Annotated in this window: 20 protein-coding genes; 10 read left to right on the top strand and 10 right to left on the bottom strand. The window is 39.7% G+C overall.

The window, feature by feature from the left end; all coding sequences use genetic code 11:
• Nucleotides 1-32 precede the first annotated feature (32 nt).
• Complete coding sequence (gene smrB, locus EMK97_RS04375) at nt 33-563, bottom strand: endonuclease SmrB (RefSeq protein ID WP_130604367.1); 531 nt, start codon at nt 561-563, stop codon at nt 33-35.
• 115 nt (nt 564-678) lie between these two features.
• Between smrB and prmB the strand changes: the two genes are divergently transcribed.
• The 4 genes from prmB to EMK97_RS04355 all read left to right on the top strand — a co-directional run bounded on the left by prmB (nt 679) and on the right by EMK97_RS04355 (nt 5,868).
• Nucleotides 679-1,614, top strand: a complete 936-nt coding sequence (gene prmB, locus EMK97_RS04370; RefSeq protein ID WP_130604366.1) for a 50S ribosomal protein L3 N(5)-glutamine methyltransferase — start codon at nt 679-681, stop codon at nt 1,612-1,614.
• Nucleotides 1,615-1,685: 71 nt separating this feature from the next.
• Nucleotides 1,686-2,807 carry a chorismate synthase gene (aroC, locus tag EMK97_RS04365; RefSeq protein WP_130599791.1) on the top strand — a complete coding sequence of 374 codons (1,122 nt, stop codon included), beginning with the start codon at nt 1,686-1,688 and terminating at the stop codon, nt 2,805-2,807.
• Between the two features lie 128 nt (nt 2,808-2,935).
• Entirely contained in the window at nt 2,936-4,096 is a 1,161-nt protein-coding gene (locus EMK97_RS04360; RefSeq protein ID WP_246028879.1) for an MFS transporter, read from the top strand.
• 206 nt (nt 4,097-4,302) lie between these two features.
• Nucleotides 4,303-5,868, top strand: coding sequence for a tryptophan halogenase family protein (locus EMK97_RS04355; RefSeq protein ID WP_130599787.1), 1,566 nt, complete (start codon nt 4,303-4,305; stop codon nt 5,866-5,868).
• An 86-nt stretch (nt 5,869-5,954) separates the two neighbouring features.
• Here EMK97_RS04355 and EMK97_RS04350 read toward each other — a convergent pair whose 3' ends face one another.
• Complete coding sequence (locus EMK97_RS04350) at nt 5,955-6,707, bottom strand: radical SAM family protein (protein WP_425462187.1); 753 nt, start codon at nt 6,705-6,707, stop codon at nt 5,955-5,957.
• 448 nt (nt 6,708-7,155) lie between these two features.
• Here EMK97_RS04350 and EMK97_RS04345 point away from each other — a divergent pair, with 448 nt between their 5' ends.
• Both EMK97_RS04345 and apt read left to right on the top strand, forming a co-directional pair.
• A complete protein-coding gene (locus tag EMK97_RS04345; protein ID WP_130599785.1) occupies nt 7,156-8,679 on the top strand; it encodes a leucyl aminopeptidase in 1,524 nt (507 codons plus the stop codon).
• Between the two features lie 123 nt (nt 8,680-8,802).
• Nucleotides 8,803-9,351, top strand: a complete 549-nt coding sequence (gene apt / locus EMK97_RS04340; protein WP_211342267.1) for an adenine phosphoribosyltransferase — start codon at nt 8,803-8,805, stop codon at nt 9,349-9,351.
• 116 nt (nt 9,352-9,467) lie between these two features.
• Here apt and EMK97_RS04335 read toward each other — a convergent pair whose 3' ends face one another.
• Genes EMK97_RS04335 through EMK97_RS04325 form a run of 3 tightly spaced genes read right to left on the bottom strand, consistent with a single transcriptional unit; the run spans nt 9,468 to nt 12,734 of the window.
• Nucleotides 9,468-10,865, bottom strand: coding sequence for an alkaline phosphatase (locus EMK97_RS04335; RefSeq protein WP_130599782.1), 1,398 nt, complete (start codon nt 10,863-10,865; stop codon nt 9,468-9,470).
• Between the two features lie 22 nt (nt 10,866-10,887).
• Nucleotides 10,888-12,084 carry an endonuclease/exonuclease/phosphatase family protein gene (locus EMK97_RS04330; protein ID WP_130599780.1) on the bottom strand — a complete coding sequence of 399 codons (1,197 nt, stop codon included), beginning with the start codon at nt 12,082-12,084 and terminating at the stop codon, nt 10,888-10,890.
• 17 nt (nt 12,085-12,101) lie between these two features.
• Nucleotides 12,102-12,734: a TetR/AcrR family transcriptional regulator gene (locus EMK97_RS04325; protein WP_130599778.1), complete on the bottom strand. Its 633-nt coding sequence runs from the start codon at nt 12,732-12,734 to the stop codon at nt 12,102-12,104.
• Between the two features lie 601 nt (nt 12,735-13,335).
• On the opposite strand from EMK97_RS04325, the gene EMK97_RS04320 reads away from it, so the two are divergent.
• The 4 genes from EMK97_RS04320 to deoA all read left to right on the top strand — a co-directional run bounded on the left by EMK97_RS04320 (nt 13,336) and on the right by deoA (nt 22,281).
• On the top strand, nt 13,336-16,467 hold the full coding sequence (locus EMK97_RS04320) for a TonB-dependent receptor (RefSeq protein ID WP_130599776.1): 3,132 nt from the start codon (nt 13,336-13,338) through the stop codon (nt 16,465-16,467).
• Nucleotides 16,468-17,159: 692 nt separating this feature from the next.
• Entirely contained in the window at nt 17,160-20,390 is a 3,231-nt protein-coding gene (locus tag EMK97_RS04315; protein WP_130599774.1) for a TonB-dependent receptor, read from the top strand.
• 160 nt (nt 20,391-20,550) lie between these two features.
• Nucleotides 20,551-20,970 carry a cytidine deaminase gene (locus EMK97_RS04310; RefSeq protein ID WP_130599772.1) on the top strand — a complete coding sequence of 140 codons (420 nt, stop codon included), beginning with the start codon at nt 20,551-20,553 and terminating at the stop codon, nt 20,968-20,970.
• Nucleotides 20,971-20,979: 9 nt separating this feature from the next.
• Complete coding sequence (gene deoA, locus EMK97_RS04305; protein WP_130599770.1) at nt 20,980-22,281, top strand: thymidine phosphorylase; 1,302 nt, start codon at nt 20,980-20,982, stop codon at nt 22,279-22,281.
• Nucleotides 22,282-22,382: 101 nt separating this feature from the next.
• Here the strand turns inward: deoA and upp are convergent, their stop codons facing one another.
• The 5 genes from upp to udk all read right to left on the bottom strand — a co-directional run bounded on the left by upp (nt 22,383) and on the right by udk (nt 26,410).
• Nucleotides 22,383-23,009 carry a uracil phosphoribosyltransferase gene (gene upp / locus EMK97_RS04300; RefSeq protein WP_130599768.1) on the bottom strand — a complete coding sequence of 209 codons (627 nt, stop codon included), beginning with the start codon at nt 23,007-23,009 and terminating at the stop codon, nt 22,383-22,385.
• 98 nt (nt 23,010-23,107) lie between these two features.
• Nucleotides 23,108-23,686 carry a thymidine kinase gene (locus EMK97_RS04295; protein ID WP_130599766.1) on the bottom strand — a complete coding sequence of 193 codons (579 nt, stop codon included), beginning with the start codon at nt 23,684-23,686 and terminating at the stop codon, nt 23,108-23,110.
• Between the two features lie 34 nt (nt 23,687-23,720).
• Nucleotides 23,721-24,494: a deoxyribose-phosphate aldolase gene (gene deoC, locus EMK97_RS04290; RefSeq protein WP_130599764.1), complete on the bottom strand. Its 774-nt coding sequence runs from the start codon at nt 24,492-24,494 to the stop codon at nt 23,721-23,723.
• A gap of 13 nt (nt 24,495-24,507) precedes the next feature.
• On the bottom strand, nt 24,508-25,752 hold the full coding sequence (locus tag EMK97_RS04285; protein ID WP_130599762.1) for a NupC/NupG family nucleoside CNT transporter: 1,245 nt from the start codon (nt 25,750-25,752) through the stop codon (nt 24,508-24,510).
• Between the two features lie 16 nt (nt 25,753-25,768).
• A complete protein-coding gene (gene udk / locus EMK97_RS04280) occupies nt 25,769-26,410 on the bottom strand; it encodes a uridine kinase (RefSeq protein WP_130604364.1) in 642 nt (213 codons plus the stop codon).
• Nucleotides 26,411-26,536 lie beyond the last annotated feature (126 nt).

Genomic DNA, 26,536 nt, shown 5'->3' with positions numbered 1-26,536 from the left:
AAAGCCCATCATGTGGGCTTTAGCCGCTTAATTTAATCGCGATTAAACTTATCTTTTAATTCTATTAGCGCTAATAGAGCGCCGTTGCCACCCCATTCAAGCGGAGCTTGATGAAATGCCATAACATCAGGATGTTGTACCAGCCAATGTGGCACTTTATTTTTTAAAATATGCGAGCCAATACCATGTACTATGCAAATACATTGTGCATGCTCTTTTTGGCAAGCATATAACAGGGCTGCTAACTCTTTTTTGGCTTGATGCTGATCTAAGCCATGTAAATCAAGAATAAGATCTGGGCTATAATAGCCTCTGCGCAAGTTTTTAACCTCAAAGCTATCAACGCCTTCTCTGACATATTGCATCGGGCCTTGTTTGTTTAAGTTTGGCTCAAACTCATCAGAGAAATGAAATTGCGCAACCTGTTTAGATGATTTTTTTTCTACAAGCTTGCTTTTAGACTTGCCGGGTGTTTTAACAGGGTGTATGGTGTCCACCACCATAGGTTTTACCTTGCCGATAGCCTCGCTAAATAGCTGTTTATCTTCATCACTAATGCGCATATTTGCTGGCTTTTTAGCGTGTGTTTTGAGGAAGTCACTTTTTTTCATGGCGGCAGTGTAAAACATTTATATTGAAAAACAAGCACTGTTAATAAATAGGATAATTTTTGTGACCATGCAATCAACTTCTTCTGTTAGCGCACAGCTACATACTGTTGCCGATTTTTGTCGCTATGGCGCCAGTTTGTTTAATCAAGCTGAGCTGTTTTATGGTCATGGTAATGACAATGCTTTTAGTGAAGCGTTAACGCTGGTGATGTATGCCATTTCTTTAGAGGTAGAGCTGGCAGAGCAAGTGATGAACTGCCATTTGCTTGAAGAAGAAAAGCAAAATATTTTGGCCTTGTTTGAACAAAGGGTGACAACACGATTACCTGTGCCTTATATAACTCATGTCGCTTACTTTGCCCAGTTACCATTTTATGTTGATGAGCGAGTGTTAGTACCGCGCTCACCAATAGGTGAGTTAATTGAGAAAAAGTTTTCAGCTTTTATTGATGAAAATAAAGCGCCAGCACGAATTCTTGATTTATGTACTGGCAGTGGTTGTATTGCTATTGCTTGTGCCAGTTATTTCCCCGAAGCAGAAGTGGATGCGGTAGATTTATCTATTGATGCCCTTAATGTTGCCCAGATCAATATAGAGAACCATGGCTTGAGTGCACAAGTTATTCCAATTCAATCTGATGTTTTTTCTGGGGTTGAAGGGCAAAGTTATGATTTAATTGTCACCAATCCTCCATACGTTGATAAAGAAGATATAAATAGCTTACCAGCTGAATTTACCCATGAGCCAGAAATGGGCTTAGGCTGTGGTGAAGATGGCTTAGATATAGTTAGAGTTATTTTGGCTGAAGCTGCGCAACATCTAACGGATGATGGTTTCTTAATTTGTGAGGTTGGTAACTCTCAAGTACATGTTGAAGCATTGTACCCAGAGGTAGATTTTAATTGGCTTACCTTTGAACGTGGTGGCCATGGTGTCTTTTTATTAACTAAGGCACAATTACAGCAGCACCAAGCAAAATTTACTGCTGCATTAAATGCATAATGACCCAGTAATGGTCGATAAAATAAAACGAATAACTCTATTTTTAGAAAATATATAGGCGGTTTGGAATAATGTCAGGTAATACCTTTGGTAAATTATTTACTGTTACTTCATTTGGTGAAAGTCATGGCTTAGGCCTAGGAGCTATCATTGATGGTTGTCCTCCAGGAATAGAATTAAGTGAAGCTGACTTACAGGTAGATTTAGATCGCCGTCGCCCAGGTACTTCAAGATACACCACAGCGCGAAGAGAAGCAGACGAAGTTAAAATTATGTCTGGCGTGTTTGAAGGTAAAACTACAGGTACACCGATAGGTTTATTAATTGAAAATACCGATCAACGCTCAAAAGATTACGGTAACATAGCGCAAAGTTTTCGCCCAGGTCATGCCGATTATACATACTGGCAAAAGTATGGTTTACGCGACTATCGTGGTGGTGGCCGCTCATCAGCACGTGAAACAGCGATGCGAGTTGCTGCTGGTGCGGTAGCAAAAAAATACTTAGCTGAAAAGTTTGGCATGAAAATTCAAGCTTGTGTTACCCAAATTGGTGATGTTAAAGCAACTAACGCAGAAGGCGCTGACTTAGATTTAGCTAGCATTGATTGGCAAGCCGTTGAGAGTAACCCATTCTTTTTCGCAGATAGCAGCAAGCTTGAGCAGTTAGATGAATTATTGCGTAAGGTGATTAAAGAGAAAGACTCAATTGGCGCTAAAGTTACCGTTATTGCAAGTAATGTACCTGTAGGACTTGGCGAGCCAATTTTTGATCGTCTCGATGCTGATATCGCCCATGGTCTTATGGGCATTAACGCAGTAAAAGGCGTTGAAATTGGCGATGGTTTTGCAGTGGTGAATCAAAAAGGCTCTGAGCATCGTGACGAATTAACACCAGAAGGCTTTGCCAGTAATCACGCTGGTGGTGTCTTAGGTGGTATTTCATCTGGTCAGCATATTGTCGCTCATTTAGCACTAAAACCAACCTCAAGTATTGGTGTCAGTGGTAAAACGGTTGATTTAGCAGGCCAGCCAACCGATATCATTACTAAAGGTCGTCATGATCCATGTGTTGGCATTCGCGCCGTACCTATTGCAGAAGCTATGTTAGCCTTGACCTTAATGGATCACTTTTTAAGGCATAGAGGTCAAAATGCTGACGTTAACTGCCAAACGCCAGTCATTACTGAATAAGCTATAAATCAGCTTAACATTACTGACTAATTATTTTCGACAAATTAAATTTTGACTAATTAGTCAGTAATTATTTATCAAATTGGTTATACTGCTTAGCTAATTCACGCTTGAATACTTAAATCGCTTTGCAACTTTTTACTCGTTTATCATCAAGTTACTTTTTTTACTTTGCGCTGCTTGGCTTAGTTACGCCGTTTTTGTCGGTTTATCTTGATGGTAAAGGCTTTAATTCACTCGAACTGGGTGAAATTCTTGCCATAATTACCGCGACTCGAATTATTGCTCCTAGTCTGTGGGCAATGCTTGCTGATAAAACGGGGCGACAACTTGCGGTGATTCGCTTAGGTGCCTTATTAGCCTTGCTAAGCTTCACCTTGTTATTCTGGCTAGACTCTTATTGGCCGATCACTTTATCTTTGGCCTTGTTTAGTTTGTTTTGGACGGCCATCTTACCGCAACTCGAAGTACTTACCTTAACGAGCGTTAAACGTAGCGGTAAAATTTATGCCCGTATTCGCTTATGGGGAAGTTTAGGTTTTATTGTTTTTGCTATTTTAGCTGGGCAATTAATTAGTGTGTTTTCCTTTCAAGCATTTTTAGCCGTGGGTTTTATTTTGCTGATTTTGCTTTTACTCTCTACTTTAGTGCTACAGCAGCCTAAACAAGCGCGCAGCAAGGTAATTGAACAGGCGAGTATTTGGGCTAAGTTTTTTAAATTGCCTTTCATTATATTTTTTATTGCCGGCATCTTGCTGCAAGTTAGTTTTGGCCCTTATTACAGCTTCTTTGCCTTATATTTACGTGATTTAGCTTACCCTGATTATGCGGTTGGCGTGCTTATTTCTTTAGGTGTTGTCGCTGAAATTATTGTTTTTATTTATGCCGGTGTCTTTTTTAAACATTTCTCAATTCAAAGTTTACTGTGCATTAGTTTGGCGTTTACTGCGCTGCGCTGGTACTGCGTTGGCCTTTGGGGGGATTCGGTTTGGATATTATCGCTAACCCAGTTAAGTCACGCTTTTAGCTTTGCTTTATACCACAGCGCTAGCATGCAGTTTATTTCTAATTATTTTTCTCAAGCGCAGCAGGGAAGAGGGCAAGCGGTATACCTAGGTGGTGTTTATGGCGTAGGAGGTGCCGTTGGCGCTTATCTAGCAGGTGTATTATGGTTAGACGGTCAGGGCGCTAGTACTGCCTTTAACTTTGCGGCTTTAGCTGCGCTTAGTGGCGCGATTTTATTACTTTTCTTAAAGGAAAAGTCTCATGCTATTTCCCTCAAGGAGTAATGTTATTTTTAAAGGTATTGCTCTTAGTTAATGATTGTCGTTTCTTTGATCTAGCTTAGTTTTTCGTCAGTTACTCTAGCCTTCTTCTTGTTTTTTGAGTATCAGCTATATTAATGTTGACAGCGTTGTCATTTGTGTTGTGCGCTGATTTAACGTATTACATAGTATCAGTGCTTGCGTGTTATCGCTTTAATGAGGATTTAGGTATGGAAAAAGAACTGTCGAGAATTTCCCGCGTTGTTATTGTTGGTGGTGGCACAGCAGGCTGGCTAGCGGCAAGTCATTTGGCTAATAAGCTAAAACCCTTGGCTGAAAATGGCGTTAAAGTCACTTTAATTGAATCGCCAAATATTCCTACAATAGGGGTTGGTGAAGGAACAGTGCCTATGATGCGCAACACTCTTAAAGATTTGGGTATTAGTGAAACCGAGTTTTTTAAAACCTGTGATGCTACCTTTAAACAAGGTATTAAATTTGTCGACTGGCTTGATAATCCAACACCGGGACAGGCAAGCTATTATCACCATCTTTTTGATTACCCTGAAATCAGCCACTTTGATGTCACCCCGTATTGGCTTAAAGGATTAGCCGGAGAAAAACGCTCGTTTGCTGATTCTGTTTCTCAACAAGGCATAGTTTGTGATGCAGAGCTAGCCCCTAAATTGATCACCACACCGGAATATGAAGGCATCACTTCGTATGGCTATCATTTAGATGCCAATAAATTTTCTGCTTTATTAACACGCAATGCGGTTGAACGACATGGTGTTGAGCATATTCAAGCGCACGTTGAGCAGGTTTGTTTAAATGATGACGGGGAAATAGCCTCGGTTATAACCAAAGAGGCAGGGGAAATCAGTGGTGATTTCTTTGTTGATTGCACTGGCTTTGATTGCTTGTTATTGGGCAAAGCCATGCAAGTACCTTTTGTTGATAAAAGTGATGTACTCTTTGTCGATCACGCATTAACGATACAAATTCCTTATGAAAAGCTAGATGAAGTTATCCCTTCATACACTATTTCAACGGCAATGGAGGCTGGCTGGGTTTGGGATATTGGTTTGTTAGAACGCCGTGGTGTAGGCCATGTCTATTCGTCTAAATATACGAGTCATGAAGCAGCCGAGCAGGCGTTACGTGATTATGTTGGCCCTGCGTTTGATGACTATCCAACACGATTGATTAAAATGAATATCGGTCATCGAGAAAAATTCTGGCATAAAAACTGTGTCGCACTAGGGCTTGCACAGGGCTTTGTTGAGCCATTAGAGGCAACAGGTTTATTAGTATTTGATGCTACCGCTAAAATGTTGGCTTCTCAGTTTCCAACACATAAAGAAAATATGGCGATTGTTGCCAAGCAGTTTAATCAACGCATTAAGCTTAGTTGGGAGAGCGTAATAGATTTTGTTAAGTTGCATTATTATCTATCTCGTCGTGATGATAATCAATTTTGGCTAGATAACAGAAAGCCAGAAACGACACCTGATACATTATTAGAGCGCTTGGCATTATGGAAAACGCAATTACCTAACCCATTAGACTTTTACAGCGGTTATGAAATATTTAAGCTAGAAAATTATTTATATGTTTTATACGGCATGGAGTTTGATACGGATATTGAAGCATTAAGTCATAGATACCCTGACATTGATAAGGCAAAACAGTTTTTTACTGCCATGGAAAACTCGGCTCACGCTTTAACTAAAACCTTGCCGAGTAATCGCGAGTTAGTAAATAAAATACTTAAATTCGGTTTACAAAAAATTTAGCATTATGCAAACCTGAGATTAAGTAATCAAAAAACGAGCTGTTTAGCTCGTTTTTTTAACCTCGTTTTTATTTTACTCAGGGTTATTTATAAACCTCGTTGCCACTCTTGCCTTAAATTAACGCTATTAGGTTGATTTATCGCTTGTTGCACTTGTGCGATTAATTTTTCTTTATCTTCACCTAGTACGCCTTTGAGTACTAAATAATTAGAGGCGTGATCTGAGCGAAAGATGGTTTGTTTAAGTTCTAGGTGAGAGAGTAAGGTTGCCATTTCAGCAAACAGCTCTTGCTGATTAAGCTGCCGATAAGGTTGCAATTTTTCTTGGTTAAAGTTTTGCGCAAACCTTTGTTCGCCAAAAGGGAAAGAGACAACTAAGGTTGATAAATAGTTAGGTTGTGCGGCATTCATCAGTTTAGCTGAGTTAACCGCATGCTGGTGAGAAAGCTCAGGCCCGCCTAAGCCATTTAATATCATTACCGAGCTCTTCATGCCTGCTTGTTTTATTTTATTGAGTGCTGTAAGTGAGCTGTCAAATGTTTCGCCTTTTTCAACTAAAGACAGCACCTGATCATCGCCACTTTCACAGCCTACATACATTAATTTTAAGCCTAGCTGCTTTAATTCAGCTAATTGCTCCACGGTTTTGTTATGTAAATTACGCGGTAAGCAGTAGCTAGAAACACGTGAGACCTTTGGTAAGTATTGTTTAATAAGTAACAGTATTTCTTTAAGGCGTTTAAATGGCAGCATCATAGCATCACCATCAGCGAGAAATACGCGTCTGGTCAAAATGCCTGAGTTGGCAACTTGTATAAGCTCTTGTTCAAGCTGTGCTATTTTTTCGGTGTAAATTTTTTGCTGTCACTGGTATACATATCGCAAAAGGTGCATTTATTCCATGAGCAGCCATTTGTTACTTGTAAGATCAAGCTTTGCCATTCACTTGGTGGTCTAAATACGGGTTCAATATAGTCGATAGGGTACATAAATAGGGGTTATCAGCTATGTTAATTTTTATTGATGGTAGCGTATTGCCGTGTTTGAATCTAGCCGTTTTATCCTGGGTATTTGGCATATTTAGCTTGGTTACATCAATAAACATTCAATGTTATGACTAACTGCTATGATAAATTAAGCTTTTGATATAGCGATTTTATCCATGACTGCCTGTAACTATTTCATAATGTTATTGGGCGAAGTTGGACATAATATGTCAAAATGGGCGCGAATAGTTATTCATATAATCATTGTGCTTATCAAGCGCATTATCTAAATAGAGGAAAATATGTTCTTAAAGAAATCATTGGTTAATGTTTCTGTACTTTCACTTGCACTTGCCAGTAGCTCAGCACTGGCTGAGACCTTTAGCTTTAGCTCTAAGGCAAAAACCTCAGATACACTTGTTGTTTTTCAATCTAAAGAACAGCAATCAGCTGATCTTAAGCGCTTAGATAAGGCAACAAAACAACAGTTATCTAAAGCCATGACAATTGCTGATTTTAAAGGTAAAAAGAATCAATTAGTGGAAGTAATCGCACCGCAAGGTATCGATGCTGAGCGCGTAATTGTGCTTGGTTTAGGTGATATTGACTCATTAACCGCGGGTGAAATTAATAATATAGGTGCCAGCCTTACGGCAAAGCTTGCTAAAAGTAATGTAGAAAATGTGACGGTATTGGCTAAAGGCGTTAGCGATAATGTGAGCAATGCTAATTTTGCAGCAGAGCTTGCGCATGGTATTAACTTGCGTGCTTATAAGTTTGATAAGTATTTATCTAAGAAAAAGCCTGCTGAAAAGCACTACAGCTTTACTGTTAATCAACCTAAAAAAGCACAAAGCAGTTATCAAAAATTAGCTGCGGTTGAAGCTGGCGTCTTCTTAGCTCGAGACTTAACCTCTGAAGTGCCAACTGAAATGAATCCTGCTCACTTTGCCGCTGCCGCCAAAGAGTTAACCAGTTTAGGCGTTAAAGTTAAGGTACTTGAGCCAAAAGAAATTAAACAGCTTGGTATGGGGGCATTGCACGCGGTGGGTCGTGGCTCTTTAGAAGGCTCACGTTTAGTGGTTGCTCACTGGCAAGGTAATGATGAGGCTCCCATCGCTTTAGTCGGTAAGGGCATTACCTTTGATTCTGGTGGTTATAACATTAAAGCCTCAGGTGATTCTATTTCACGAATGAAGTCTGATATGGCAGGCGCTGCTGCTGTTTTAGGTACGGTTAAAGCCATGGCGTTGCAAAAAGCAGACGTTAATGTTGTCGCTATTATGGCCTTAGCGGCTAATATGGTCTCTGAGACATCTGTTGCCCCGGGTGATGTTGTCATGACAGCTGAAGGCTTAAGTGTTGAGATCTTAAACACTGACGCCGAAGGACGCTTAGTTGTTGCTGATGGTTTATGGTATGCCCGCGAAAAATATCAGCCTCAAGTACTTGTTGATGTAGCAACCTTAACAGGCTCTAAAGTAAGAGCCTTAGGTAATCGTTATGTTGGCCTATTTAGCGATGATGATAAGTTAGTTAATGAGCTAGTTGCTTCAGGCTTAGCTGTTGAAGAAAAATTATGGCGTTTACCGCTTGCTTATGAAGATTTATTAAAAAGCCCGATTGCTGACTTAAAAAATAGCGGCTATGGCGGCCCAGGTGCGACCACCGCGGCAATGTTCTTAAAGCAGTTTACAGGAGACACCCGTTGGGCGCATCTAGATATTGCCGGTAATGCCTTGGCAAGAAAAGATAAAGGGGTGACACCAACAGGTGGTACAGGTCATGGTGTACGCTTATTAAGCCATTGGTTAACGACTAAATAATTTAGCGCTAATAAAGAACTTTATAAAATGCTGACCAATTGGTCGGCATTTTTGTTTATTTGCTTAATCTCTTTGTTAAAAGCTGTTATATTCTAGCGCTGAAATTATCAAGAACCTAATTGAATGATGACTAACGAAGAAAATACAATTTTAAAAAATGCCGTTCATACCATTCCTAATTATCCAAAAGAAGGAATTTTATTTAGAGATGTTACTGGCATTTTAGATGATGCCCAAGCGTTTGCTTTAACCATCAATCTGCTAAAAGAGAAGTTTCAAGGCAAGGGCTTTACTAAGGTCGTTGGTACTGAAGCGAGAGGTTTTTTATTTGGCGCGCCACTTGCGCTAGCTCTCGGCGTAGGTTTTGTGCCGGTACGTAAGCCAGGTAAATTGCCAAGAGCAACCTTCGCGCAAGATTATCAATTAGAATACGGCACAGACACCTTAGAAATTCATCAAGATGCCTTAACAAAAGATGATAAGGTGTTAATTGTTGATGATTTATTGGCAACTGGCGGCACGATTGAAGCAACCACTAAATTAATTCGTCGCGTTGGCGCAACAACGACTGATAGTGCCTTTGTTATTTCATTGCCTGATTTAGGTGGTGAAACTAAATTGAAAGCCTTAGGCTTAACTGTCACTACCTTATTGTCGTATGACGGTGAGTAGCTGTTAGTAATTTATCAAAGCTTCTAAGTTGAAGCGCTCTATAGCAAAAAGCGAAACAGTGATGTTTCGCTTTTTTGTTTTTAATCTGAAATTTTAATGTTGAGCCAGATAAAAACTTAATGTTTGCCTAGTAGTTTAAACATGGTTTTAGCTATATCCGTGTTATCTACTTGGCCACTAAATTGCTCGCTTGCATGACCAAAAGCAAACACAGGAACATCAATCCCCGTATGACCACCTGTGGTCCAGCCGGTGTTGGTACGCTTATCTATTAATGATTTTATTGCCGTGTATAAGGCTTGTTCAAGCTTTGGCTCTTTTACCTTACTTTGTGCGGCTTTGCTTAGTTGATAATACTGAGCACGTTGCTCTAGAGCTTGGTATCTTGCCTGTTGTAATAATTGTGCTTCTGCTTTAGTGATATCGAAGTTTAGCACTTGCCTAGCTTCTGCCAAAGTAATATCTGTTTTAGCTAATTGCTCAGCAAGTATTTCTGGCGAATGTTTAAGTTGATGTAATAAACTCGGGTTCCACTCATATTTACCATTAGCAGCAATGGTTAATCCGCCTGTGCTGTGATCAGCTGTCAGCACAACTAAAGTATCTGGGTGCTTAGTTACGTAATCTTCTAAGAATGTTATGGTTGCCGCTAAATCGTGCATTTCACTCATGACGGCAGCAATATCATTCGCATGGCCAGCCCAGTCCACTAAACTAGCCTCAACTAGCATAAAGTAGCCTTGTTCATTGTCTAATTGCTTGACGGCTGCTTTAGTCATGGCAGATAGTCTTAGTGGATTGGTATCGTCCATTGCCCAGGGTAAACCGACATCAGCAAATAAACCCAGTACAGGCTTTTGTGGTAGTGTTGTTAGCCCTTGGTAACTATCAAGGTAGTGAAAGCCATTACTTTTAAACTCTGCAACTAAGTTTCTATCATTACGTAAAAAATATTGCCAACCACCACCTAGGTAGAGATCGGCCTTAATGCCATTATCAATATAGCTATCGGCAATCGCATTGTAGTTATTACGGCTTTCATTATGACTAAGGTAAGAAGCCGGCGTGGCGTGATTAATTTGAGAGGTTACTACCACACCGGTTTTTTTACCTTGCTGTTTAGCCCATTGTAAAACAGTTTCAATCGGTTGTTTATTCGTATCAACAGAAATGGCGCCATTATAAGTTTTAACTCCCGTTGCTAGCGCGGTTGCCGCCGCTGCCGAGTCAGTAATATAACCAGATTCGCGCGCAGGGTAGGTGCTTGCCATACCAACTAAGTGGCGATCAAACACGGTTTCTTCAATTGCTACTGTATTTGGCTTGTCGTTATAATATCTATAGGCTGTGGTATATGCTGGCCCCATACCATCGGCTACAACCATGATGATATTTTTAACTTGATTTGTTGCTGCTGCATTTTTAGCTGTTGATGTATTAAGTTGTTGAGCATCATTCGCTGTGCAGCCACTGAGTGCTAAAGTAATACAAGCAGCAGAGAGTAATTTATACATGGTTAACTTCTTCTATAAGGGGTTAGTTGTTGGTTTCTAGCTCAAGCCATACGAGTCGATGATCTGATGAGGCTTTGCGATCTTTTATGAGTCGGTAGTTTTCATCCGTTACCGCAGGCCAAAATACACCGGAATTAGTGACAGTTAAGCCAAATTTTGACGGCAGAACATAATCTGCCCGCATGCGCCAAACAGCAGTATGTTGTGCCGCATTTGGGTTATCTGGGCTATGTTGTTGTCCGCCTTGACTTATTGGCTTGGCATCTTGAATTTTAGGGTGATTAAGTAAATTATTGATGCCACCAGTAAGGGCATCGCCATCGACGTTAGAGGCATTTAAATCACCTAGTATGACAAAGCGGGTATTGTTATTTAAACCGCCAAAGCTACCTTTGTCATCGTAGATATAGCTGGCTTTTTTATCGCTGATATAATCATGCCAAAAGCGGATTTCATCATGGTTTCTTTTACCGTTTCTATCTTCAGGACCATCAAATACCGGCGGTGTTGGGTGACTTGCTAGAATGTGTAAGGTCACATCGTTAACCTTTATCGGAACATCCCAATGTGACTTTGATGATAGGCGCATGTTTTGCCACGCTTTATCACTAAACCAAGCGCTATTGTTTTCTGGATTAATTGGTTTTAATGCCCCGGGCATGTCTTGCCATTTAAAGTATTGAAAGCTTCTTATCTTGCTTTCTTGGATGGGGTATTTAGATAAAATTGCCATGCCAAAGTGGCCTGAGAAGTGTCCGTAGCCAAAGCCATCGCCCGGTAATTGGCCTTGTTTACCATTGCCATCAAGATCATAGCCAGAATTAACCCCAGTATTTACTGTGCCTTGATAAAAATAAGGGTAGTTTATTGGCGCTTGTTTATTTTGACTTTTGTTAAGGTAGTCATTAATAAACTGACGCAGGTTTCTGTGTTGATTATTGGCGCTATTATCTTGGTTATCAAATTCGTTCAGTAAAATGATGTCTGGTCGTACACGCTGAATGATCTCAGCAATATTAGCAATTTGCGGGTGCTGGCTGTTCAATGCCTGAGTTAAGGTATTTTCAGAAACGCTAACAGGCTCGCCGCGCTGATGCTCAACATAGTTTAAAGCCTCCATGCTGACATTGAATGTGGCAACTTTTACTTTGGCTGCGTGGCTATTTGACATAGTGGTAAATAATGTTGCTAATGCAAGTATGGACGCTTTAAGTTTCATGGCTTAAGTGATTTGAGTTACTTTAAACCGCAACCTCTAAGAATAAGATCACTGAGAAAAGCAATTACTTGCTCAACATCATCTTCTTCATAGTCCGCGCGGTTCATGATAGTTAAAATTTGTGTTTCAAAGTCTGCATAGTGTTGAGTAGCAGACCATATTAAGAAAATTAGATGCACGGGATCGACATTGGCCATTTCACCGTTATCTATCCATCGTTGAAATAATTTTGCTTTTTCTCTGACCCATTTTCTTTGGTAAGTTCTAGCAAACTCTTTTAGATGTTGTGCACCTTGGATGATTTCCATTGCATATATTTTAGATGCTTCAGGGTATTTAAATGACATTCTCACCTTGGCATCGATAAACTTTTCGATAGCGGCTCTTGGCCCTTCAGATGGGTCGATATCACCAATCCCTTCATCCCACATTTCTAAGGTGTTTTCTAGAACAGCATGATAAATGTTTTCTTTATTTTTGAAGTAGTAAAGGATATTGGCTTTTGGCAATTCTGCTCTGTCGGCAATAGATTGCACGGTAGCGCCTTTGTAGCCTTGTAAAACAAATTCAGTTCTTGCGGCGGCAAGTATCTTTTGCTGACTTTGTACTCGGATAGTCCCTGTTTTTTTTACGTTATTATTATTGCTCATGCTATTTGTCCAAGATAGATCACAATTATCGTGCAACGTTTTACCAAGAGTTGGCGGATAAGTCACACTATTTTTATATAAAGTTAACCAAACGGTTAAATTAAATCTTGGTTGAAATGATAACCAATATCTAATTGGCCGTGAAATGTAGCGTATTTGTATACAAAAGTACATGCGCGACAAGATAAATTTGCTGAATAAATCACCTTAGAATTCTTCATACATATAGCAAGGTTTTAGCAAGGAAAGCATAGTTGACTGAATGCATAGTGACTTAACTCTATAGCGCCTTCTTTAGCTTTTATGAAGCTGGTTGATGACTTAGCGAGTGACTAATAAATTTCAGTATTGGCCAGCTAAATAATTTAGATAATTGCTACTTATTTGATTTTTAAGGAGTTGTATCCTTTACTTTGCTTAGCTTATTTACCTACTGTTAAATAGCTTTATTAGGGGGTAAAAATTGTAATGAAAACATCATAAAAGTCTGTTCTAATTGAAAATGACATAATAAATCGAGCAAATGGTTAACTTTTAAAGCTGTTATCAATTGATAAAAAAGACCCCATTACTTTAATAACATGAAACCAAGGAATTGCAGATGAAATCTCACCGTCTTTCACGCATAACTGGCGCGATAGTGCTTGCGCTTGGACTATCAACGTCAGCCTTAGCAAATACCACCACTTCATCTATGAAGGGTGAGGTAGTCGGACCCTATGGAAACCCCGCAGCGGGTACAAGCGTTCGTATTATTCATATACCATCGGGCACGGTTAAAACGGTAACCGTTAATGACGCTGGTACTTTCTCAACACAAGGCTTAAGGGTTGGTGGACCGTATAGAGTCATTATTGATTCTGATGAGTTTAAAGATACTCAAGTTAACGATGTCTATCTAACCTTAGGTGAAACTTACCCGATAAATGTTGCCCTTGAAGCACAGCAAGAAGTTGAGCGCATTGAAGTAACGGGGCGAATCATTAATAAGAACTATGGCAGTAATAGTCCTTCATCTAACTTTAGCTTAAAGGACTTAGAAACAGCACCGAGCATTAATCGTGATATTAAAGATGTGGTTCGCGCCGATCCACGTATATATATTAATGAAGCAGGCTCAGGTGGCGATTCTATTCAATGTGCCGGTGGCAACCCTCGCTTTAACAGTTTAACGGTTGATGGTGCCCGCATGAATGATAACTTTGGTTTGAATTCTAATGGGTACCCAACGGTGCGCATGCCGTTTTCTTATGACGCCATTTCGCAAGTTGCTGTTGAGTTAGCACCTTTTGATGTGCAATACGGTGGCTTTACTTCCTGTAATATTAATGCTGTCACTAAATCAGGTGGTAATGAAATTCATGGTGGCTTCTTTTATGACTACACCAGTGATTCATTTAAAGGTGATAGCTTAGAAGGTGACTCAATTGATACCGGCAGTTACAGTGAAAAGCGTTATGGTTTTAATTTTAGTGCGCCATTAATTGAAGATACCTTATTCTTCTTTGGTGCCTATGAGAAATTAGACGGCGCACAAATTATGGATTATGCCGCCTTTGATAATGGTAGAGTTAGCCAGGCGGACATTGATCGCATCATTCAAATATCGAAAGACCAATATGGTTATGATCCTGGCTATATGATACCGAGTATTCCTGTTGAAGATGAAAAGCTGTTATTAAAGCTTGATTGGAATATTAATGATTATCACAGGTTAAACTTTGTCTATAACTACAATGATGGTTTTGAAATAGGTCAGTCAGATGAAAGTTCAGATAGATTATCTCTATCTAATCACTTTTATGAGCGTGGTGCAGAGTTTACTTCCTACGTATCGTCACTTTATTCAGACTGGACAGATAACTTTTCAACTGAAATTCGTATTGGTTACTCTAAATTAGATAACCGCCAAATATCACTCGATCAAGCCAGCGGTTTCGGTGAAATTACCATTGAAGAAGTTGGCGAAAATGTTGATGTTTACCTTGGCCCTGATGATTCTCGGCAATCCAATAAACTTAAATACGATAATCTGTCACTAAAAATAGCGGGTACTTATTATTTAGGTGATCATGAATTGTACTTTGGCTATGAGCGAGAAGAGCTTGATGTATATAACTTATTTGTACAGCACAGCCAAACAGAAACCGACTTTGAAGGGGGCATAGATTCATTTGCATCTGGATTTGCCGCTGATATTTATTACGGTAACGCCAAAAGCCATAACCCAAGTGATGCTGTAGGTGAGTTTAAATATGCGCTAAATACCGTATATTTTCAGGATAAGTTCGAGTTAAGTGATTATGATGTCACCATCACCGCAGGTCTTCGCTATGATTGGTATGAAAGTGATGATGTGCCAACCCATAATCCTAACTTTGAATCACGCTTTGGTTTTTCTAACCAGCAAAACCTAGACGGTGTTGACTTAATTCAGCCACGCTTTGGCTTTAACTGGGCTGCAACAGATCAGTTAGAGGTTCGCGGTGGCTTTGGTTTGTATTCTGGCGGTAATCCAAATGTATGGATTTCAAACAGTTACTCAAATGATGGTGTGCGTAATATTCAAGTGAGAATGTCTGATGTGCAAGTATTAGGGCCCGATGCCATTGACTATGTTAATGGTGGTCGCCCTGGGTATGATGTACCGCAAGACTTGTATGATGAAGTGGGTAAAGGTACAACCGATGATAGCGTGAATGCCACTGATCCTAATTTTGAAATTCCTTCTGAGTGGAAATATTCATTAGGTGCTACTTATGTCACTGATCAAGATTATGTCTTAATGGCTGACTTGCTTTATACCGATAAGCAAGATTCCGCCACTATTAGTAACTTAGCTGAAGAAGTACAGGATTATGCGCCTGATGGTCGCCCAATTTATGGTAATACAATACATTCAAGAAAATCAGACTTATTACTCACTAACGTAAAAGGAGCCGATGCTAAGTCGACCATCCTTTCTTTCTCTGTCAGTAAAGAATACGACAATGGTTTAGGCTTTAGTGCTGCATACGCTTACACTGATTCGCAAGATGTTCATCCAATGACCAGTTCAGTAGCGTTTTCTAACTATCATAAAATTGCCGTATCTGATGCAGAAAATCCAGGTTTAGCAACCTCTAATTATGAAATTCCACATCGCTTTACGGTAAACGTTTCATATACCCGTGAGTTCTTCGCTGGTTATGAAACTCGCTTGAGTGTATTTGGTCAATCACAGCAAACAAATCCTTATGATTACACCTTTGCCACAAGAGATTTAGGCTTTAATGATGAAGATAGGCAGCTGCTTTACATACCTACTATAAACGACTCTAGGGTAGTTTATAGTGAAGACTTTACCGAAGTAGATAAGGTAACTAATAGAAGCCAGTTAGATGATTTTAACGATTTTATTGCCAGTGAAGGTCTAGCTCGAGGGCAAATCATGGAACGTAACAGCGTTGATGGCCATTGGTGGACTAAGTTTGATGTCCGTGTAGAGCAAGAGTTTGCAGGTTTTATGGATGGTCATAAAGGCAGTGCCTTCTTTGTTATAGAGAACTTTGGCAATCTACTTAATGATGACTGGGGAGTACTGAAAGAGGGCAACTACTTACAAGCGGCAGTAAATGCTTCAATTGATGGTGATCAGTATATCTATAACGAATTTATGAAACCTAGCAACTCATCGCGAGTAACAGATGCGTCGTTATGGGAAATGCGTATTGGTATTAAATATAATTTCTAGCTGTATAAGCGGATGTTAACAAAGGGCTGCATTTAGGCAGCCCTTTTTTATAGTTAGATTTTAACTGCTATAGCTGACTGTATGGTTAGTTTTTATTTTCTCTGGTGTTGTGGTGAATTTTTACCAAGCTTTCCTTATCAAAAACTTGTCAATTTATTCTAACTATTCATTGTTTATAAAGATCTTTTTAAAGAATGCAGCATTTCTGTGCAAAATCATGATTTGTATAAACATTCACCTTTATGTAAATAAAATAAAATTCAAGCTGAGTTTTGCTAATTCCTTAATGATTTGATTTTTAAATTGTTTTATTTTTACCTCTTTTAATTAATTTGACCTTTTGGTTGGTTTTATAACTTTTTGTTATCAAGTGGGTTAAATTGATAATAATATTTTATAAGCGATGCTAACTATTTGCTAATTAAATGTTTTTGATTGTTCTGATTTTTGTTAGTTATTGTTTAATAAGTAATTATTTGTAGTTTTTATCTTTTTGTTCTGATTTTTGTCTACTGGTCTAAGCTGTTTTGTTTTAAAAGTTTTAATGCTTAGTTAAAAATTGTAATGAAAATGACATGAAATTCTGGTCTAATTTCGAGCGAAAATAAAAAACAGAGCAAATGGTTAAGTTTTTTGCTCAATAAATAACATTTATCATTACTAATTTTTAAAACATAACCAAGGAATAACAGATGAAAGCTCATCGTTTATCACGCATCTCTGGTGCGTTAGTACTTGCGCTTGGATTATCAACTTCTGCTATGGCAGCTGACACTTCTTCTTCAATGCGAGGAAAGATTGTTGGCCCAGAAGGCAATGTTGCCAGCAATGTTAAAATTCAATTAATTCACACGCCTACAGGCACGGTAAGTGAGTTTGTCACTAACGAAAATGGTACCTTCGTTGCAAAGGGCTTACGTGTTGGTGGTCCTTACACTGTTGTTATTGACTCTGATAAGTTCAGTGATGCTGAGTTAAACAATATCTTTTTATCCCTTGGTGAAACTTACCGCTTGAATAAACAATTAGCGCCACTATCGGTTGAGCGTATTCAAGTTACTGGTGCTCGTTTCTTACAAGATGTCGGTGGTTCAAACAGTGTCTTTGGTGCTGATGCTATTGATAATGCACCAAGCTTTAACCGTGACATTAAAGATGTTGCTCGTATGAACCCATTAGCGTCAATTAACGGTAATGGCGAATTAACTATTGCTGGTGGTAACCCACGAACAAACGCGTTAACGGTTGATGGTATTAACCAAAACGATGACTTTGGTCTTAACTTCGGTGGTTACCCAACGCAGCAACCGCCTGTATCACTTGATGCTATTGAACAAATCTCTGTTGATGTTTCACCATTTTCAGCAAAAAAAGGTAACTTTGGTGGTGGTACTATCAATGCGGTTACTAAATCAGGTACCAATGAGTTTAAATTCTCAGGTTATTATGAAACATCAACGCCTGATATGGCTGGTGATGTTAAGCAAATATCGCAAGTGTTTGATGAAGAGGGTGACCCAGTTCTAGATGAAGAAAGAGGAAATCATCGTACTTTTGAAATCTCTGAAGTAGCACCAATTGAAACCCAACAACGTTTTGGTTTTAATGTCGGTGGTCCAGTAATTGAGGATAAGTTATTCTATTTCGTCAACTACACTAGCTGGAGTAGCGAACTGGAAATGGATTACGGTTTTGAAGGCAGTGGTGCAACTCATGAATATGATACATCGGAAGAAAACTTCAATGAGTTTTTACGTATTTTAAAAGATACCTATGGTTTTGAAGATTCATTAGGCGGCGATCCTAAAGATACCAATGATACTTTACTTGCAAAATTAAGCTGGAATATTGATGATTTACATCGTTTAGATTTTACTTACCAGTGGCAAGATGACCAAGATGCACGTAACTTTGGTACCGGTGGTCGTACTGTAGATTTAGCTTCATCTCGTTACACGTATGTGTCTAAGATGAATAATTTTGCCACTAAGTTGTATTCAGATTGGACTGATGACTTTAGTACAGAAATTGGTATCAGTTATAAAGACGTATCTTCAGATAGCGATACCAACTCTGATTTTGGTAGTGTGAAGGTTGAAGAGAAATATCGTGGTCCAGCTTACCAGTTTGGTCGAGATGTGTACCGTCACGCTAATCGCTCAGAAACACAAAATTTCATCCTTTCATTAGATGCAACTTATCTTTTAGATGAGCACGAAATTACGTTTGGTGCTCAGTATGAACGTTTACGCTTATATAACCTGTTTGCTGAAAACTCACTAGGTTCGTGGGAGTTTGATAACTTCTGGGGCTTTGAGAACAAGGTTGTAGGTAATTACAACGATGAATACGACTTTACCTATGATAATGCCTATACCAATAACCAAGCCGATACCGCCTATGATGCCGTACGTGCACAAATGTCATTGTATGTAGAAGATAAGTTCTACCTTACTGATGATATAGAAATGTCAGTAGGTGTTCGTTATGAGCGTTTATCATCTGATGATAAGCCAACATTAAATGAAGCTTTCCAAGAAACCTATGGTTACACCAACCAGGAAAACTTAGATGGTTTAGATATTATCTTGCCACGTTTGAACTTAACTTGGATGGCAACGGATGATTTAACCGTACGTGGTGGTGTTGGTCGCTTCCAAGGTGGTATTCCAAATGTATGGTATAACAACCCATTCCAAAAAGATGGTATTACTTTAGTTGGCGCACCAGCGAGCGTTATTGATGCTTACTATGCAGAAAACGAAGCAGATTTCACGCAAGTGCCACAAGAAATTCAAGATGCCATGCAAAAAGGTGCGGGTAGTACTAACTATACAGATCCAAACTTTAAACTACCGTCAAGCTGGCGTGCTCAGTTAGGTTTTGATTTAGACTTTGATGTACCTGTACTGGGTAATAACTTTAAGTGGACATCAGAAATTATGTACCACATTAAAGAAAATGAAGCCGTGTGGAAAAATACTGCAATTCAACCCGTTGGTGTTGCCGCAGATGGCGAGCGTGTTATCAACGAAAGCATCTATGAAGGTGACTTATATGAAAACTTCGACATCATGATGACCAATGCAGAAGATGATGGTCGCTCTATTATTCTTTCAACGGCATTAGCGAAAGAGTGGGATAATGGTATTGCTATTACCATGAGTTATGCGCATCAAGATATTGAAGAAAACCATGTTGGCTCTTCTTCACGTGCACAAAGTAACTATCAGCATAACATTATTAAAAACCGTAATGAAGATATGGTTGCTCGTGGTCACTATGAAGTTGAACACAGTTTTAAAATGACCTTTAGCTATAACACAGAATTATTCTCTGGTTATACTACGCGCTTTGATGCCTTCTTTGAACGTCGTTCAGGTCGTCCATACAGCACGGTAATTGGTATGTATGAAGATAGAGACTTGGGTGACACAGAGGACTTTTATAAAAACTCTGCTTACTTAGCTTATATTCCATCAGGTGCTGATGATCCTAACGTAAACTGGGAAGAGTCGAGTCTTTCATGGGACGATCTTTCGATTTTATTAGATCAAGCGGGTATCTCACCGTCGGGTTCAATTATTGATAGAAACACAGGTACGCAACCTTGGGTTACGACCTTAGATATCAGTATTAAGCAAGAGATCCCTGGTTTTGCTAAAGGCCATAAAGGTACTATCTTCTTTATGATTGATAACTTTGCTAACTTATTAAACGATGATTGGGGCGTAGAAAAACGTTTAACTTATCCTAACCAAGCTTTATATGATTTTGGTAACTACCGAGGCCCAGGATTAGATGAAGATGGTCGTTACATTTTATCTCCACGTTTCCAAGGTGCAGATACACGTAACTACAATACCATTGTACAGTCATCTTCTGCATGGCAAATGAAGATTGGTGTTAACTATAAGTTCTAATCGTTAAGGCTTAAAATAGTAATAAAAACCCTTTAGTTTCAATCGATTCTAAAGGGTTTTTTTATGGCTGATATAAGATAAGATCAGTTAAATAAATATGTTGACCAGTTGGTCAAAAATGCTATGCTTAAGTTTATAAAATGGTCATTATGAGAGTTTTATGAAAGATATTGAACAAACCTGTGTTGATAATGTCATTATGGCAGCGAAACATGCTTATCAAAATGCTTATGCGCCTTATAGCAAGTTTCATGTTGGTGCGGCGGCATTAACCGCTCAAGGCAATATAGTAAGTGGCTGTAATGTAGAAAATGCTTCCTATGGTTTAACTGTGTGTGCAGAAAGGAACTGCATAGGGCATGGTGTTGTAAATGGTGAAAGAGACTTTAAATTAATTGTTATTTACACCGAGCAAGATAAGCTAACGCCGCCTTGCGGGGCTTGCAGACAAGTGATCGCCGAGTTTTTTCAACAGTCTGCGCCAGTATTGGCGGTAAATCATAAAAATGAACGACAAGAGTGGACCGTAAGCCAGTTACTGCCTGATGCATTTACGCCAAAAGATTTATTGGAACAATAAGGATTTCCCATGATATTACCGCAAGAAATAATCCGCCTAAAACGCGATGGTAAAGCACTTGATAACAACGCCATTGAAAGTTTTGTTTCTGGCCTTGTTGATGGAAGTTTTTCTGACAGCCAAGTAGGCGCTATGGCTATGGCTATTTTTCAGCAAGGGATGAGTGTTGATGAAAGGGTCGCTTTAACAAAAAATATGATGCACTCAGGTGATGTGTTAACTTGGCAAGGCTTTGATGGGCCTATTGTTGATAAACACTCAACTGGTGGTGTTGGTGATAAGGTCAGCTTTATGCTAGCGGCCATAGTTGCTGCCTGTGGTGGTTTCGTACCTATGATTTCAGGGCGTGGCTTAGGGCACACAGGTGGCACAGCCGATAAGCTGGAAAGTATCGCCGGTTTTAATGTGCAGCCGAGTATTACTGAGTTTAAACGTATCGTGAAAGATGTTGGTGTCGCGATTATTTCGCAAACCGATAATTTAGCACCAGCAGATAAACGGCTATACTCAATTCGCGATGTGACCGCGACAGTTGAGTCAATACCCCTTATTACCGCTTCAATACTATCTAAAAAGCTTGCCGCAGGTTTAGATGCGTTAGTGATGGATGTTAAAGTGGGTAATGGCGCTATGATGAATAATTTAACCGATGCTAAAGCGCTCGCTGAAAGTATTGTTAGTGTTGCCAATGGTGCTGGCGTAAAAACTCAGGCTATTATTACCGATATGAACCAAGTACTGGGTACCAGTGCTGGTAATGCCATTGAAATGTATGAAACAGCCAAATATTTAACTGGTAAGCAAAGAGAGCCAAGACTGCACCAAGTGGTTAAAGCACTTGCCAGTGCCATGCTAATAAATACTGGTTTAGCGGCTGATGCTGCGCAAGCGGATGAGAAAATTGAGCGAGCGCTGACCTCAGGCTCAGCAGCAGAGGTATTTGAGCGTATGATCGCTGAGCTTGGCGGGCCAAGTAACTTTGTTGAAAAACCATGGGACTCAATGGAAAAAGCCAATGTTATTGTTGAAGTTAAAGCAACTCAGCATGGCTATTTAGCGCAAATGGATACCCGAGCGATTGGAATGTCAGTGGTGGGCTTAGGCGGTGGTAGAACAGCGCCGACACAAAGTGTTGATCATACCGTAGGTTTTGATCGTATTTTACCGCTTGGCGTTAAAGTTAATAGAGGTGAAGTACTGGCGCGAGTTCATGCCAAAGATGAAGATAGTGCTAAATTAGCGATTGCGCAGTTTAATCAAGCGATCACCTATAGTGATGAGCGCCCAGAGTTGTCGCCTATTATTTATTAACAGTTATTAATAGTTACTAACAGAAACTAAAAAAGGTTAGCAGTGATGCTAACCTTTTTGCTTTTATTTGCCGGTAAAGCTGAGTTACTTATATAGGTTACTTATAAAGTACCAAATATTTTATCACCAGCATCACCTAGACCCGGTAAAATATAACCTTGATCATTTAACTTTTCATCTACTGCACCAATGTAAAGTGAGACATCAGGGTGCGCTTTTTGTATTACCTCAATACCTTCCGGTGCAGCTACTAAAAAGATGGTTTTAATGTGCTGACAACCAGATTCTTTTAGCATTGAAATAGTTGCCGCAGCAGTGCCGCCTGTCGCTAACATAGGGTCAATAATGATGGCTGTTCTAGTGGCAATATCACTGACTATATTCTCATAGTAAGTATCTGGCGCTAATGTTTGTTCATTTCGCGCTAAACCGACAACGCTTATTTTTGCGCACGGTAGCACTTTGAGCGCACCATCTAACATACCTAATCCAGCCCTTAAAATAGGAACTAGGGTAGGTTGCTTATCTTTTAATGTTGGCACTGAGATATCTCCAGACCAACAGCTGATAGTGTGCTCTGTTAAGGCAAAATCTTGAGTGGCTTCCATAGTGAGTAAGGCGCCAATTTCATTGGTTAACTCTCTAAACGCTTTCACTGAAATATCAGCATCACGTAAAAGGCTGACTTTGTGTTTTACTAAGGGATGAGTACTTTGAAAAACAGACATGAGAAATTCCTGCTGATTATTATTCTTGCTGTATTTTTATTGATAATAGCTAACTTTTTGCTACTTAGCCTAAGCTTGCTATGGCAAACTTAGGTTACTTATTGCCAAACCAATTGTTTAAAGTGGGCACGGCATAGTGGCTCATAGCGCTCATTGCCGCCCACCTCGACTTGTTCTCCGCCCCGCACAGGATTGCCATTGGCATCTTGCCTGATAACAAAGTTAGCTTTTCTACCACAGTGGCAAATGGTTTTTAGCTCGACGAGTTTGTCTGCCCATGCCAGTAGTGCCGCGCTGCCTGAGAATGTTTGCCCAAGAAAGTCGGTACGAATGCCATAAGCCAGTACAGGTATATGCAGCAGATCAACGATATCGGTGAGTTGTTTTACTTGCTCTGTTGATAAAAACTGGGCTTCATCAATTAAAACGCAGTCAAGTTTTTCATGTTGATGTTTTTCTTCTACTTCTTTTAAAAGATTTGTATGGTCATCAAAAACAAAGGCGTCAGCGTCAATACCTAAGCGTGAGGCCACTTTACCTTGGGCAAATCTGTCGTCAATTTGCGCGGTATAAATTGCTGTTTTAAGGCCGCGCTCTTGGTAGTTATAAGAAGACTGTAATAAATGCGTTGATTTCCCTGCATTCATTGATGAATAGTAAAAATATAATTGTGCCATGAAACTGTCTTATTATTCGCTTTTTGAAAATAACTTAGTAACTGCTATTGCTATTAGTTGTTGCTTTATGCCCTAGTGTCTCTAATAGGCTGGCAAGCAAACTACTGGCACCAAATCTAAAGTGATGACTATCAGCCCAATCGCTACCTAAAATATTGTCTGCTAAGTCAAGGTATACTTTGGCATCTTCAGCATTACGTACGCCACCAGCTGGTTTAAAACCAACGTTAGTATTCTTGTTTTTAATTACCTCTAGCATGATTTTAGCCGCTTCAGGTGTGGCATTAACGGCTACTTTACCGGTTGATGTTTTAATAAAGTCAGCACCAGCGTTAATTGATATTTCACTGGCCTTTTTAATGAGCGCTTCTGAGGCGAGTTCGCCAGATTCAATGATAACTTTTAATTTAGCCGTTTCACCACAGGCTTGTTTACAGACCTTGACCATATCAAAACCAATGGTTTCATTACCTTGCATTAAGGCGCGATAAGGAAAAACCAAATCCACTTCGTCAGCGCCATAGGCAACTGCGGCTTTAGTCTCGGCTAAGGCGATATCGATATCATCGTTACCGTGAGGAAAGTTAGTTACCGTGGCAATTTTTACTTGTGGAGTTTCCTGAGCTTTTAATGCTTTTCGCGCCAATGGAATAAAGCGTGGATAAATACAAATCGCAGCGGTTTCACCAGCAGGAGATTTTGCTTGTTGGCATAGGTTAATAATGTCTTGCTCGCTTTCACTATCGGTTAAGCTAGTTAAGTCCATTAATGAGAGTGCGCGTTGAGCAATCGTTGTAAGTTCTGACATGTTTCACAGATTCCTATAAAGAGATAAATACGCCAGCAATTGCGGCGCTCATTAAGTTAGCTAAGGTTGCAGCAAGCATGGCACGCATACCTAGTCGTGCGATGTCGTGGCGACGAGAAGGTGCCATAGAGCCAATACCACCAAGTAAGATGGCAATGGATGACAGGTTAGCAAAACCACATAAAGCAAAGGTTACAATGGCTTGTGTGGTTGGCGTTAAGCTGTCTTTAATTTCAACAAAGTTTACGTAGGCAAAAAATTCATTCACTACGATTTTTTGTCCGATAAAACTACCGGCTTGTAGCATTTCATGGGTTGGTACGCCAACAATAAAAGCAAATGGCGCAAATAGGTAACCAAGTAGCAGTTCAATGGTGATATCTTGATAGCCAAAGATTCCAGCAATTGAGCCAACTAAAGTATTTAATAGTGCAATTAGCGCGATAAAGGCCAGTAACATAGCGCCAACATTAACGGCAAGCTTTAAGCCTGAAGCAGCGCCAGAGGCGGCAGCATCAATAACATTGGTTGGTTTGTCATCGCCCTCAGAAAATTCAACTTGGCCTTTGGTTATTTTATCGCTTTCTGTTTCAGGACAAATAATCTTTGCCATTAATAGCCCGCCCGGTGCTGCCATAAACGATGCGGCAATTAAGTATTTTAGTTCAATGCCAAGGCCAGCATAGCCAGCGAGAATAGAGCCTGCTACAGAGGCTAAACCACCCACCATAATGGCAAACAATTCAGATTGGGTCATTTTGGCAATATATGGACGCACAACAAGGGGCGCTTCGGTTTGGCCAACAAAAATATTTGCTGTTGCTGAAAGTGACTCAGGCTTACTGGTGCGCAGTAGTTTTTGTAAACCGCCGCCAATAATTTTTATGACCCACTGCATAATGCCAAGGTAATAAAGCACAGCAATTAATGAGGAGAAGAAGATAATGTTAGGTAAAACCCTAACGGCGAAAACAAAACCTACACCATTTTCAAACATGGCATCTGTGCCTAAGCCGCCAAAGAGAAAGTTAATACCAACTTTAGCACTATCAATTACGCTTTGTACGCCGTCGGTCATGGAAGTTAATACGTCTTTACCAAAGGGAACGTATAAAACAAAAGCCCCGAGCAGTACTTGCAGAGCAAAAGCTAAGCCAACGGTACGATAGTTAATTGATTTTTTACTGCTTGAGAGCCAATAGGCGATAGCAAGTAATACCACTATCCCTAGTACACCTCGTAGTGCGTTTAACTCCATAAATACCTCTTAATCATTATTGTTGTTGCGGTAATGTAGATAATTGCCTAATTTTTGCTTTCAATACTTCAATTGCCATTCTGTTTTTGCCACCACGTGTGATAACAATATCAGCCCATGCTTTTGACGGTTCAATAAATTGGTAGTACATAGGTCTCACCGTATTTAAATACTGATTTGTCACTGACTCAACACTGCGGTTACGTTCAACTAAATCACGCTGAATTCTACGAACCAAGCAAATATCAAGCGGTGTATCCATATAGACTTTGATATCGAAGCGCTCTCGTAAGGCTTTATTAGCTAACAACAGGATGCCTTCAACGAGAATAATTCTTGTTGGCGAGAATTCGCGAGTTTCACTGGTACGTGTGTGGGTTTTATAGCAATAAACAGGGCTATGAATGGTTTTATTTTCGGTTAACTGACTTAAATGCTCTGCTAAGAGATCGTGCTCAAAGGCATCAGGGTGGTCATAGTTGGTTTGTTCACGCTCTGCCATGGTTAAATGAGATTGATCGCGATAATAGGCATCTTCGTAAATAATTGAAATACCATCTTCACCCAGTTCATTAATGAGCTCATCGTGAATAGTTTGGGCAAAAAGGGTTTTTCCTGAAGCAGAAGGGCCTGCAATAGCAATGATTGTCGGTTTAATTGGTTTCAATGTCTTGCCTGTAATCTACGCAAAATAAAAATAACTTGCCGTAATAATGAAAGCGACAGCAAATTATTAGCTAAACTTTAAAAATATTATTGGGTTAATGAATATACTATTATGTGC

This window comes from Litorilituus sediminis (assembly GCF_004295665.1).
Lineage (GTDB): Bacteria > Pseudomonadota > Gammaproteobacteria > Enterobacterales > Alteromonadaceae > Colwellia > Colwellia sediminis.
Note: the sequence above shows the minus strand (reverse complement) of the source record. Positions and strands in the feature narration are given on the sequence as shown.